Annotated in this window: 11 protein-coding genes; 6 read left to right on the top strand and 5 right to left on the bottom strand. The window is 60.1% G+C overall.

Going from position 1 to position 11,923, the window contains the following annotated elements; all coding sequences use genetic code 11:
- Positions 1–128: 128 nt before the first annotated feature.
- Positions 129–1,205 carry an S-methyl-5-thioribose-1-phosphate isomerase gene (mtnA, locus tag IB252_RS04035; protein WP_192406924.1) on the bottom strand — a complete coding sequence of 359 codons (1,077 nt, stop codon included), beginning with the start codon at positions 1,203–1,205 and terminating at the stop codon, positions 129–131.
- Between the two features lie 108 nt (positions 1,206–1,313).
- Between mtnA and IB252_RS04030 the strand changes: the two genes are divergently transcribed.
- The 5 genes from IB252_RS04030 (at position 1,314) to IB252_RS04010 (ending at position 6,331) form a co-directional block, all read left to right on the top strand.
- Positions 1,314–2,648: a TRZ/ATZ family hydrolase gene (locus IB252_RS04030; protein ID WP_192406923.1), complete on the top strand. Its 1,335-nt coding sequence runs from the start codon at positions 1,314–1,316 to the stop codon at positions 2,646–2,648.
- 57 nt (positions 2,649–2,705) lie between these two features.
- The gene (ubiG, locus tag IB252_RS04025) at positions 2,706–3,404 is read left to right on the top strand and encodes a bifunctional 2-polyprenyl-6-hydroxyphenol methylase/3-demethylubiquinol 3-O-methyltransferase UbiG (RefSeq protein WP_008148706.1); all 699 of its coding nucleotides are present in this window, start codon (positions 2,706–2,708) and stop codon (positions 3,402–3,404) included.
- 4 nt (positions 3,405–3,408) lie between these two features.
- Positions 3,409–4,080 carry an N-acetylmuramic acid 6-phosphate phosphatase MupP gene (gene mupP / locus IB252_RS04020; RefSeq protein ID WP_111450717.1) on the top strand — a complete coding sequence of 224 codons (672 nt, stop codon included), beginning with the start codon at positions 3,409–3,411 and terminating at the stop codon, positions 4,078–4,080.
- Positions 4,081–4,290: 210 nt separating this feature from the next.
- Positions 4,291–5,031 carry a YciK family oxidoreductase gene (locus IB252_RS04015; RefSeq protein WP_074874751.1) on the top strand — a complete coding sequence of 247 codons (741 nt, stop codon included), beginning with the start codon at positions 4,291–4,293 and terminating at the stop codon, positions 5,029–5,031.
- Positions 5,032–5,404: 373 nt separating this feature from the next.
- A complete protein-coding gene (locus IB252_RS04010; RefSeq protein WP_111450718.1) occupies positions 5,405–6,331 on the top strand; it encodes a GGDEF domain-containing protein in 927 nt (308 codons plus the stop codon).
- A gap of 46 nt (positions 6,332–6,377) precedes the next feature.
- Here IB252_RS04010 and IB252_RS04005 read toward each other — a convergent pair whose 3' ends face one another.
- The 4 genes from IB252_RS04005 to IB252_RS03990 form a co-directional block, all read right to left on the bottom strand.
- Positions 6,378–8,252: an MFS transporter gene (locus tag IB252_RS04005; RefSeq protein ID WP_192406922.1), complete on the bottom strand. Its 1,875-nt coding sequence runs from the start codon at positions 8,250–8,252 to the stop codon at positions 6,378–6,380.
- 98 nt (positions 8,253–8,350) lie between these two features.
- Complete coding sequence (locus IB252_RS04000; RefSeq protein ID WP_192406920.1) at positions 8,351–9,502, bottom strand: TDT family transporter; 1,152 nt, start codon at positions 9,500–9,502, stop codon at positions 8,351–8,353.
- Positions 9,503–9,607: 105 nt separating this feature from the next.
- Positions 9,608–9,919 (bottom strand): cupin domain-containing protein, encoded by a 312-nt coding sequence (locus tag IB252_RS03995; RefSeq protein WP_008148700.1) that lies wholly within the window; start codon positions 9,917–9,919, stop codon positions 9,608–9,610.
- Positions 9,920–9,961: 42 nt separating this feature from the next.
- Positions 9,962–11,155: an MFS transporter gene (locus tag IB252_RS03990; RefSeq protein WP_192406918.1), complete on the bottom strand. Its 1,194-nt coding sequence runs from the start codon at positions 11,153–11,155 to the stop codon at positions 9,962–9,964.
- A gap of 91 nt (positions 11,156–11,246) precedes the next feature.
- Between IB252_RS03990 and IB252_RS03985 the strand changes: the two genes are divergently transcribed.
- Positions 11,247–11,786: a TetR/AcrR family transcriptional regulator gene (locus IB252_RS03985; RefSeq protein WP_192406916.1), complete on the top strand. Its 540-nt coding sequence runs from the start codon at positions 11,247–11,249 to the stop codon at positions 11,784–11,786.
- The last annotated feature ends 137 nt before the right edge of the window (positions 11,787–11,923 follow it).

Genomic DNA, 11,923 nt, shown 5'->3' with positions numbered 1-11,923 from the left:
AGCATATTTGTTGACTATCAGGGCCCCATCGCGAGCAGGCTCGCTCCCACACTGGATCTGGGACAGTCACAAATCCCCTGTGGGAGCGAGCCTGCTCGCGATAGCGGCCTATCAGGCGCCAGAAATCTTTAATGCAAACGCTTGCGGCACATCAACTGCGCCATTTTCGCGGTATCCGGGCGCTCGACGATGCCTTTTTCAGTGATGATCGCATCGATCAAGTCAGCCGGGGTCACGTCGAACACCGGGTTGAACGCATCGACATCCGCCCCGACCCGCTTGCCGCCGACTTCCAGCAACTCGCGACCATCGCGCTCTTCAATCGGAATGTCATCACCGCTGGCCAGGTTCATGTCGATGGTCGAACTCGGCGCCACCACCATGAAGCGCACGCCGTGGTGCATGGCGTTCACCGCCAGCTGATAGGTGCCGATCTTGTTGGCCACGTCACCATTGGCGGTGATCCGGTCAGCGCCGACGATCACCCAGGTAATGCCCTTGGTCTTCATGATGTGGGCGGCGGCGGAGTCGGCATTGAGTGTGACGGGGATGCCTTCGTTGGACAGTTCCCATGCGGTCAATCGCGAACCTTGCAGCCATGGACGGGTTTCGTTGGCGTAGACGCGTTCGACCATACCCTCTATGAATGCGCCACGAATGACGCCAAGCGCCGTGCCAAAGCCGCCGGTGGCCAGTGCACCGGTGTTGCAGTGAGTCAGGATCGCCTGGGCGTTGCCCTGGTGCTTGCGGATCAGGTCCACACCCAGTTGCGCCATGGTCAGGTTGGCTTCGCGATCACTCTCATGAATGGCGATAGCCTCCGCCTCCAGTACCGCCATCGGATCGGCGTGATCCTTCAGACGTTCAAGCCGGTCGCGCATGCGGCCCAGGGCCCAGAACAGGTTGACCGCGGTCGGACGGGAATCGGCCAGCAGCGCGAAATCCTCTTCCAGCGCCGCCTGCCAGTCACCGCCCTCGGCAAACCGCGCGCGGGCCGCCAGCACAACGCCATAGGCGGTACTGATGCCAATCGCCGGCGCGCCGCGCACCACCATCGAACGAATGGCCTCGGCCACGCCAGCAGCGCTGGTGTAGGCGATCCAGGTTTCCTCGAACGGCAAAATACGCTGATCCAGCAGGTAAAGGGCGCCATCACGCCAATCGATGGCCTTTACTTTCTCCGCAGCCAACAGTCGATCGCGCATCCCTCACCCCGCACACATGAACAAAAGCCGTCGATTATAGCGATCCCCCCGCGAAGACGCTCGGGTATACTTCGCCATCCTTTACAAAAGCTCTGGAACCGATTCTCGATGCCGAACACTGCCGCTGCGCTCGACTTGCTATTGCTGCCGACCTGGCTGGTACCCGTCGAACCCGCTGGCGTTGTCCTCAAAGAGCACGCCCTGGGCATCCGCGACGGACGCATCGTATTTATCGGCCCACGCTCGGCTGCGCTGAAGCTTAACGCAATCGAAGTCCGCGAATTGCCAGACATGTTGCTCTGCCCCGGCTTGATCAATGCCCACGGTCATGCGGCGATGACACTGTTCCGTGGCCTGGCCGATGATCTGCCCCTGATGGCCTGGCTGGAAAACCACATTTGGCCGGCCGAAGCCAAGTGGGTCGATGAAGCTTTCGTACGTGACGGCACCGACCTGGCGATTGCCGAGCAGATCAAAGGTGGCATCACCTGCTTCTCTGACATGTATTTCTTCCCGAAGGTTGCCAGCGAGCGCGTCCATAACAGCGGCATCCGTGCGCAAATCGCCATTCCGATCCTCGATTTCCCGATCCCGGGCGCCAGCACGACGGATGAAGCCATTCGTCAGGGCGTCGAACTGTTCAACGATCTCAAGCACCACGAGCGTATCAAAGTCACCTTCGGCCCCCATGCACCCTACACCGTGGGCGACGAGAACCTGGAAAAAATCCGGGTGATCACCGAAGAGCTGGACGCCTCGATCCATATGCACGTGCATGAAACGGCTTATGAAGTGCAGCAATCCGTCGAGCAGCGCGGCGAGCGCCCGTTGGCCCGCCTCGGGCGCCTGGGCTTGCTGGGGCCGCGCTTCCAGGCCGTCCACATGACTCAGATCAGCGATGAAGACATGGTGTTGCTGGTAGAAAGTAACACCAACGTGATTCATTGCCCGGAGTCGAACCTGAAGCTGGCCAGCGGGTTCTGCCCGGTGGAGCGCTTATGGCAGGCGGGCGTCAATGTGGCGGTCGGCACCGATGGCTCGGCCAGCAACAATGACCTGGACTTGCTCGGCGAAACCCGCACCGCCGCCTTATTGGCCAAAGCCGTCGCCGGCTCGGCCACCGCGCTGGATGCCCATCGCGCCCTGCGCATGGCCACGCTCAATGGCGCCCGCGCGCTGGGCATTGAATCCGAAACGGGATCGCTGGAAGTCGGCAAAGCGGCAGACATCGTCGCGTTCGACCTCTCCGGCCTGGCGCAGCAACCGGTCTACGACCCGATTTCGCAGCTTATATATGCCACCGGCCGTGATTGCGTGAAACACCTTTGGGTCGCCGGCAAGCAACTGCTCGACGACCGCCGCCTGACCCGCCTGGATGAAGAACAACTCTGCGCCACCGCCAAGGCGTGGGGCCAGCGCATCAGCGGCCATACCGAATCGTAAGCACCCCGGACTTACCACCGGGGCAACAGGATTTTTCAAGTTTTAGAGGACTTAACCATGAGCAACGTCGACTACGCCGAAATCGCCAAATTCGAAGCCCTGGCCCATCGCTGGTGGGACCGCGAAAGCGAGTTCAAACCGCTGCACGACATCAACCCGCTGCGGGTCAACTGGATTGACGAACGGGTCAACCTGGCCGGCAAGAAAGTCCTCGACATCGGTTGCGGCGGCGGCATTCTCAGCGAAGCCATGGCCCAGCGCGGCGCTACCGTCATGGGCATCGACATGGGCGAAGCACCGCTGGCGGTCGCGCAACTGCATCAACTGGAATCCGGCGTGAGCGTCGAATACCGGCAGATCACCGCCGAAGCGCTGGCTGAAGAAATGCCCGAGCAGTTCGACGTGGTCACGTGCCTGGAAATGCTCGAGCACGTGCCGGACCCGTCCTCGGTGATCCGCGCCTGCTTCCGTATGGTCAAGCCCGGTGGCCAGGTGTTCTTTTCCACCATCAACCGCAACCCGAAGGCGTACCTGTTCGCCATCGTCGGCGCGGAATACATCATGAAGCTGCTGCCGCGCGGCACCCACGATTTCAAGAAATTCATCCGCCCGTCCGAGCTGGGTGCCTGGAGCCGCATGGCTGGCCTGACCGTCAAGGACATCATCGGCCTGACCTATAACCCGCTGACCAAGCACTACAAACTGGCCTCCGACGTGGACGTCAACTACATGATCCAGACCCTGCGCGAGGAGTAAGCCGATGCGTATCAGAGCAGTTCTTTTCGACATGGACGGCACCCTGCTCGACACCGCGCCGGACTTTATTGCGATCTGTCAGGCGATGCGCGCCGATCGCGGCTTGCCGCCGATGAACGACAAACACATTCGCGACGAGATCTCCGGCGGCGCCAAGGCGATGGTCGCGGTGACCTTCTCCATGGACCCGGAAACACCGGGTTTCGAGGAATTGCGCCTGGAGTTCCTCGAGCGTTACCTCGCCGGTTGCGCGGTTCACAGCAAACTCTTCGACGGCATGGGCGAACTGCTGGCCGACATCGAAAAGGCCAACCTGATCTGGGGCGTGGTCACCAACAAGCCGCTGCGGTTCGCCGAGCCGATCATGCAGCAGCTTGGCCTGGCCGAGCGCTCGGCGTTGTTGATCTGCCCGGACCATGTGAAGAACAGCAAACCGGACCCCGAGCCGTTGATCCTCGCGTGCAAGATGCTCGACCTCGATCCGGCCAGCGTGTTGTTTGTGGGTGATGACTTGCGCGATATCGAATCCGGTCGCGACGCGGGCACCAGAACGGCCGCGGTGACCTATGGCTACATTCATCCGGAGGATAACCCGCGGCATTGGGGCGCGGATGTAGTGGTCGATCATCCGCTGGAGTTGCGCAAAGTGCTTGATAGCGCGCTGTGCAGCTGCTGACCTGACTGGCTGCAAGATGCTTTTGTGGCGAGGGGATTTATCCCCGTTGGGCCGCGAAGCGGCCCCAAACCGGTCATTGCGGTGAGTCAGATATGCGGCATTCAATGATTTACGACTGCTGCGCAGCCGAACGGGGATAAATCCCCTCGCCACAGAAGCTCCCGCGTCACCAGTGCGATGCCTGCCTATTGAATTGTTGTGAGGTTTTTAATGTTTGATTATTCCGCCCGCCCAGAATTGCTCAAGGACCGGGTCATCCTGGTCACCGGCGCTGGCCGTGGCATCGGCGCTGCCGCTGCGAAAACCTTTGCCGCGCACGGTGCCACTGTGCTGTTACTGGGCAAGACCGAAGCCAACCTGACTCAGGTCTACGACGAAATCGAAGCCGCCGGCCATCCACAGCCGGCCGTGATCCCGTTCAACCTGGAAACCGCCCTGCCCCATCAATACGATGAGCTGGCAGCGATGATCGAAACCGAATTCGGCCATCTCGACGGTTTGCTGCACAACGCGTCGATCATTGGCCCACGTACGCCGATCGAGCAGCTGTCCGGCGAAAACTTCATGCGTGTCATGCAAGTCAACGTCAATGCCATGTTCATGCTCACCAGCACCCTGCTGCCACTGCTCAAGCTGTCCCAGGACGCCTCGGTGGTGTTCACCTCCAGCAGCGTCGGCCGCAAGGGGCGTGCGTATTGGGGCGCTTACGGCGTGTCCAAGTTCGCCACCGAAGGCTTGATGCAAACCCTGGCCGACGAAGTCGACACCGTGGCACCGGTGCGCTCCAACAGCATCAACCCAGGCGCCACCCGCACCAGCATGCGCGCCCAGGCTTACCCGGGGGAAAACCCGCTGAACAACCCGACGCCCGAGGAGATCATGCCGGTCTACCTCTACCTGATGGGTCCGGACAGCACCGGCATCAATGGCCAGGCGTTCAACGCTCAGTAACGCCCGCGCGTCGCTTTTGTGCCGCGACGGCTTCCCGCCGCGGCATACAAATGCGTCGCAACCTTCCCCATCACACGTCAACCAACTGTCACAAAACCACGCGACACCCCCCATCAATAGCTTCAACTCTTTGATTTAAAACGTTTTTTATCCGACTGAACTGAATGGCACGACTTTCGCTCTAAATTTGCTCAGACACGCAGTGTGAAAGCAAACGGGCGGACGCCTGAGCCGACAGATTACTTATCGTCGGCAAAGCGGACTAAACTTGGGCCAAATGTCCTACGGGACTGATGGACCAGTATGACGCGCAGCCCAAAGCCGCTCTCACCCAGCCTGTAAGACAGCCTTACTGCTTAGGGGTGCACGCCATATGAAATCACCTTCCCAGACCAACGCAATTGACTTCGATAGCGCCAAATTGCAACGCCTGGGCTTTGGTCAGCAGCCTACCCTCATCGAGAGGCCCGTCAGCCTTTCGCAACTGCGCCAGCAACTCAGTCTGCAGCTGCAAACCAGTCTTGAGCCGCAACGCATTCTCGGGCTGTTCTTCCGTGAGATTCAGCGACTAGTACCGCTTGACGCCTTGACGTACGAGCACCCGGCCAGCGACTTGCGCCTGGAGTTCGGCCTGCGCGGCCATCACTCGATCAGCTACAGCCTCAGCCACGAAGGCGAGAATCTGGGCGAACTGGTATTCCGCCGCAATCAGCGTTTCAGTGAGCAGGAACAAGGCAACCTCGAGTCACTGCTGTCCGCATTGCTGTATCCGATGCGCAATGCCCTGCTCTACCGCGCCGCCACCCAAAGCGCCTTGCGCGATCCGCTGACGGGCACCGGCAACCGTATTGCCATGGATCAGACCCTGAAAAGGGAAATCGAGATGTCGCGTCGGCATCTGCAACCCTTGTCGCTGCTGATGCTGGACATCGATCACTTCAAACGCATCAACGACAACCACGGACACAGCGCCGGCGATGACGTGCTCAAGGCCGTTGCAGCCTCGATCAAAAACCAGTTGCGCAACGTGGACATGGTCTTCCGCTTTGGTGGCGAAGAGTTCCTGATCCTGCTGTCCAACACGAGTCGTGAGGCGGCAGCCATGGTTGGCGAACGGCTGCGATTTGCAGTGCAGGCAGAGGATTATTTGGCCGATGGCCATGTGACCGAGCTGACGGTCAGCCTTGGCTGCTCGACGCTATTGCCCGGCGAATCTGCCGAAAGCCTGTTGCGACGGGCCGACAGTGCGTTGTATGTGGCCAAGCGCGAGGGACGTAACCGGTTGGCGATGGCGGGCTGAATGCCCGGAGCGGGCACGCTGGGTTAGCGGCCCGCCACGACAGGAATCAGCGTACTGCGCCGCGCAATTCGCCCACCATCCCTTGCAACCTGGCTGGCTCTGCCGCCTCAACCGACACAGCAGGACCTGCCACCAGCGTCACCCGTGACCACAACCGGCGAAACACGCCCTTTTGCGGATCGCGGCTGAAGAAACTCCCCCACAACCCCTGCAATGCCAACGGAATCACCGGTACCGGCGTCTCTTCGAGAATCCGCGTCAGCCCGCCCTTGAACTCGTTGATCTCGCCATCGGCAGTCAATTTGCCCTCCGGGAAGATGCACACCAACTCGCCGTCTTTCAGATACTGAGCAATGCGCGTGAAGGCTTTTTCGTAGATCTGAATGTCTTCCTGACGCCCGGCGATCGGAATGGTCCCGGCTGTGCGGAAGATGAAGTTCAGCACTGGCAAGTTGTAGATCTTGTAATACATCACAAAGCGAATCGGCCGACGCACCGCGCCGCCAATCAGCAACGCATCGACGAAGGACACGTGATTGCACACCAGCAACGCCGCGCCTTCATCGGGAATCAGCTGCAGATTGCGATGCTCCACGCGGTACATGGAATGGCTGAGCAGCCAGATCATGAAGCGCATGCCGAACTCGGGGACGATGCTGAAGATGTAAGCGTTGACGCCGATGTTCAGCAGCGACACCACCAGGAACAGCTGCGGGATCGACAGCTTGACCATGCTCAGCAAGACGATCGAGACAATCGCCGAGACCACCATGAACAGCGCATTGAGAATATTGTTGGCGGCAATCACCCGCGCCCGCTCGTTCTCCGGGGTACGCGACTGAATCAACGCGTAGAGCGGCACGATGTAGAAACCGCCGAACACCCCAAGCCCCAGAATGTCGATCAACACCAGCCAGGCATGGCCAAAACCCAGGACTTCGATCCAGCCATGGCCTGCAACGCTGTCCGGAATTCCGCCGGAATGCCACCACAGCAGCAAACCAAACACGGTCAGACCGAAAGAGCCGAACGGCACCAGACCGATTTCGACTTTGCGGCCGGACAGTTTCTCGCAAAGCATCGAACCGAGTGCAATACCGACCGAGAACACCGTAAGAATCAGCGTCACCACGGTTTCGTCGCCGTGCATCCACTCCTTGGCATAGGCCGGGATCTGCGTCAGATAAATCGCCCCGACAAACCAGAACCACGAGTTGCCGACAATCGAGCGTGACACCGCCGGAGTCTGCCCCAAGCCCAGCTTCAACGTGGCCCAGGACTGGCTGAAAATGTTCCAGTTCAGGCGCATTTCCGGGGAGGCGGCCGCGGCCCGTGGAATGCTGCGACTGGCCAGATAGCCGAGCACCGCAACACCGATGATCGCCGTGGAGACGATCGGCGCGTAATGACTGGAGGACATCATGATCCCGGCACCGATGGTGCCGGCGAGGATCGCCAGGAAGGTGCCCATTTCCACCAGGCCGTTGCCACCCACCAGCTCTTCGTCACGCAAGGCCTGGGGCAGGATCGAGTATTTCACCGGCCCGAACAGCGCCGAGTGAGTGCCCATGGCGAACAGCGCCACCAGCATCAGCGACAGGTGATCGAACATGAAACCGACCGCGCCGACCGCCATGATGGCGATTTCCCCGAGCTTGATCAGACGAATCAGCGCGTCCTTGGCGAACTTCTCCCCGAACTGCCCGGCCAGTGCCGAGAACAGGAAGAACGGCAGGATGAACAGCAGCGCGCACAGGTTGACCCAAATCGAGCGGTCACCGTCGATCGTCAACTTGTAGAGAATGGCGAGAATCAGCGACTGCTTGAAGATGTTGTCGTTGAACGCCCCAAGCGACTGCGTGACGAAGAACGGCAGGAAGCGCCGGGTGCGAAGCAAGGTGAACTGTGAGGGGTGACTCATCTTCCATGTGTCCCTGATGTTGGGTAGAGAGTGGCGTGGATGCAGTTATTGGAATATCCAACGACGATCCAGGCCACACATTACCTAAACTTTGCAGGTTATTTGTTTAATCCTGCAATGCACGGCGAGACAAATAACTCACCCCGCCAGGCGCCCTGCACTGTCCGTTTGGTGACGATCAGCCACATCGCCGCCAGCAACACCACCAGCACGCAGCCGAAGGCACTGAAAAACGTCAGGTTCAAGGTGCTGGCCAGTTTCAATGTCGCCAGTGAATAGACGCCCAACGGGAAGGTAAAACCCCACCAGCCGAGATTGAACGGAATACCGACGCGCAGGTAACGCAGGGTGATGAGCACCGCGATCAGCATCCACCACAGACCAAAGCCCCACAGGGTGATCCCGGCCACCAACCCCAGCCCTGCGGCGATTTCACCGATGCCCGGCAGACCGTTGACCGCAAAGATCGCCGGCGCGTCGGCGCCCAACAGCAACATGCCCAGCGCCCCGGTGCCGATCGGCCCCAGCGCCAGCCAGCTGGAGGCGGCCATGTTTTTGTGGGGCAATTTATGCAGCGCCATGCGCAGCAACAGAATGGTGAGAATGCTGAATGCCACCGGCAGGGAAAAGGCCCAGAGCACGTAGCTGGTCACCAGCACCACCAGTTGCGAATGGGCATCGACCAGGTGCGGCGCCAACAGACCACCGCTGGCAGCCGCCACTTCTGCCGCCACCACCGGCAACAGCCAGACGGCGGTCATCTGGTCGATGCTGTGTTCCTGACGGGTGAACATCAGGTAGGGAATCAGCACACCGCACGCCACAGACATCGCCACATCCAGCCACCACAGCACCTCGGCGAGATGAATCACGCCCTCGCCCCAACGCGGCAGACCGAACACCAGGAAGCCATTAATGAGGGTCGCCAGGCCCATGGGGATCGTGCCGAAAAACATCGAGACCGTGGAGTGACCGAAAATCCGCCGCGCCTCATCGAAAAACAACGCCCAACGCGCCGCGTATAGCGCCGTGAACAAAACGAACAGGGCGATATTGAACAACCAAAGGGCTTCGGCAATTGCGTGCAAACCGGCATTGGCGCCAGGCAGCTGCGCCAACGCTAACGCCAGCACGCCGGTGCCCATGGTGGCGGCGAACCAGTTCGGGGTGAACTGGCGGATGACTTCACGCGGGTGCTGCAAATGACTGAAGGGTTTGAAACCGGCTGGGGCAGTGTTGGGGCATGTCATGGTGAACTCCTGTCCTCTGTTGAGGTGGAGCCCATGGTAGATCCGAATCGAATATCGATATAACGGGTAATATCTCTAACTGTTATCTGTTTTGCAGATATAGCGTCAGACGCTGCCTTCAGTTTCGATCACCAGGATTCTTGCCGCACCCTGCGGATGGGCTACGTGTTCGGTTCCGACGTCGGCATAGAAGATATCGCCTACGCCCAACTCCACTTCTTTCTCCTGACCTGCTTCGCGATAGCGCATCTGCACAACGCCATCCAATACCACGAACACTTCCTGCCCATCATTGATGTGCCATTTATAGGGCTGATCGGTCCAGTGCAAACGTGTGGTGATGCCATTCATGTTGGCGATGTCCAAAGCGCCCCAGGCACGGTCAGCGGTGAAGGATTTGCTGCGGATGATTTTCATGCGTCGGTCCGTCGAAAGGCAGGGCGGTGCCAAGGCTAACGGTCATCGAACATCGACGCCACAGACTTTCATGGACTGCTGACGCAACAACGCGAACAAAGCGCCGACCGAGAGCGTAATCAGCACCGCACCGTAACCATCGGTGGTGGCCACCAGCCCGAAGGTCCGGGTCAAGTTCCCGGCCAGCAACGACGGCAAGCAGAACGCCAGATAACTGAGCACATAGTAAGCCGACATCAACCCTGCCCGTTCATGGGGTAAGGCCAGCGGCACGACGCTGCGCAATGCACCGAGGAAACCGGCGCCGAAACCGCATCCGGCCACCAGTGTCCCGACGAAAAACAGTGGCAGGCTGGCGCTGTGCACCGCCAGCAGAATCAGTGCGACGCCGGCCGGCAGCAAACTGCCACCCAGGCGCAAGACCTTGTCGGCCGGCCGATCGCGCAGGGTGTAGATCATCAACGCGCCGGTCACCGTCAACACGGCCACCGTCGCACCGCCAATCAGATTTGAGGTCGATCCCGTGGCCGTGCGCACCAGAGACGGCGCCAAGGAAGCGTAAAAACCACCGAGCGCCCACACCGAGATGTTGATCGGCAGCACCAGCCACAACGCACGTCGCGCCTGGATCGGCACATGCAGTGTCGGGCGCAGCGAAGCCCAGGCTCCCGGTTGGGGGCTGACGCTTTCCGGCAAACGCCAGACGTAAAGCGCTTGCATCACAAACAGCGCGAACAGCACCCAATAGGTCAACTGCAACGGCAGGGGTGCAAACTCAGCCAACAAGCCGCAGCCCATCGCGCCCGCCGCCATGCCCAGCAACGGCGCCACACTGTTGACCAGCGGCCCTTGCTGACGATCAGTGTCCAACAGCGCCGCACTCAGCACGGCAGTGGCCATCCCCGTAGCAAAACCTTGAAGCACTCGTGCACTGATCAACCAGGCGACACTGTCTGCATTGATAAACAGTAGCATCGCCAGCATGTTCAACATCACAGCAGTGAAGATCACCGGTTTGCGCCCCAGGTAATCCGAGAGCGAACCGACCGTGAGCAATGCCGCCAGCAAGCTGATGGCGTACACGCCGAAAATCAGGGTCAGGGTCGCTGCCGAGAATTGCAGGTGTTCCTGGTACAGGTGATACAACGGCGTCGGCGCCGTGGACGCTGCAAGAAAACTGAGTAAGGTGATCGCCAGGAACCACAGGCTTGAACGATTAGACGTTGAACTGGACATTGAGCATACTCCGCAAAAGCTAACTTTTTGCTTTGCGGAGTGTGCTACTGACCAACGCTTAAAGCAAATTCTTTGTGTTAAGGTCCGATGCATGGCTATTAAAGAAGGGTTACGCCCTGGCGGCAGAAGCGCCCGGGTGCAAGAGTCGGTTCACTCGGCAGTCCGCGATCTCCTCGAAGAGCAGGACCGCACCACCGTGACCGTCCCGCAAATCGCCGCGCGCGCCGGCGTCACGCCGTCGACTATCTACCGGCGCTGGGGCGATTTGTCGGTGTTGTTGGCGGACGTCGCCCTCGCCCGCATGCGCCCCGAGAGCGAGCCGGCCAATACCGGCAGCCTGCGCGGTGACGTGCGCGCCTGGGCCGAGCAGTATCTGGACGAGATGAGTACCGAGCCCGGCCGCAACATGTTGCGCGACGTGCAATGCAGCACCACGCCGGCCCTTTGCGCGACAATCATAGGCGGGCAGTTGCAGACGATTCTGGATCGTTACCCCGATCAGCCGAAGCCGAACGTTGATCGGCTGATCAACCTGGTGGCGGCGCCGACGGTGTTTCGCATCCTGTTTTCAGCGGCGCCGCTGGAGGTTGAGGAGTTGCATCGGTTGATCGAGATTGCGCTGAGTCAGTAATACCGCCATCGCGAGCAGGCTCGCTCCCACAGTTGATCTTCAGTGGACGCGTAATTTGTGCCCAACATAGATCCAGTGTGGGAGCGAGCCTGCTCGCGATGAGGCCAGCCCAAACACCCAAGATCCAACTGGCACAC

Source organism: Pseudomonas sp. PDM10, from assembly GCF_014852295.1.
Classification (GTDB): Bacteria; Pseudomonadota; Gammaproteobacteria; order Pseudomonadales; family Pseudomonadaceae; genus Aquipseudomonas.
This window is presented reverse-complemented; position numbering and strand designations above follow the sequence as displayed.

Excerpts from the sequence above, each read along its gene's own strand:
- mtnA (WP_192406924.1), bottom strand. The coding sequence starts at position 1,205 with ATGCGCGATCGACTGTTGGCTGCGGAGAAAGTAAAGGCCATCGATTGG.
- IB252_RS04030 (WP_192406923.1), top strand. The coding sequence starts at position 1,314 with ATGCCGAACACTGCCGCTGCGCTCGACTTGCTATTGCTGCCGACCTGG.
- ubiG (WP_008148706.1), top strand. The coding sequence starts at position 2,706 with ATGAGCAACGTCGACTACGCCGAAATCGCCAAATTCGAAGCCCTGGCC.
- mupP (WP_111450717.1), top strand. The coding sequence starts at position 3,409 with ATGCGTATCAGAGCAGTTCTTTTCGACATGGACGGCACCCTGCTCGAC.
- IB252_RS04015 (WP_074874751.1), top strand. The coding sequence starts at position 4,291 with ATGTTTGATTATTCCGCCCGCCCAGAATTGCTCAAGGACCGGGTCATC.
- IB252_RS04010 (WP_111450718.1), top strand. The coding sequence starts at position 5,405 with ATGAAATCACCTTCCCAGACCAACGCAATTGACTTCGATAGCGCCAAA.
- IB252_RS04005 (WP_192406922.1), bottom strand. The coding sequence starts at position 8,252 with ATGAGTCACCCCTCACAGTTCACCTTGCTTCGCACCCGGCGCTTCCTG.
- IB252_RS04000 (WP_192406920.1), bottom strand. The coding sequence starts at position 9,502 with ATGACATGCCCCAACACTGCCCCAGCCGGTTTCAAACCCTTCAGTCAT.
- IB252_RS03995 (WP_008148700.1), bottom strand. The coding sequence starts at position 9,919 with ATGAAAATCATCCGCAGCAAATCCTTCACCGCTGACCGTGCCTGGGGC.
- IB252_RS03990 (WP_192406918.1), bottom strand. The coding sequence starts at position 11,155 with ATGTCCAGTTCAACGTCTAATCGTTCAAGCCTGTGGTTCCTGGCGATC.
- IB252_RS03985 (WP_192406916.1), top strand. The coding sequence starts at position 11,247 with ATGGCTATTAAAGAAGGGTTACGCCCTGGCGGCAGAAGCGCCCGGGTG.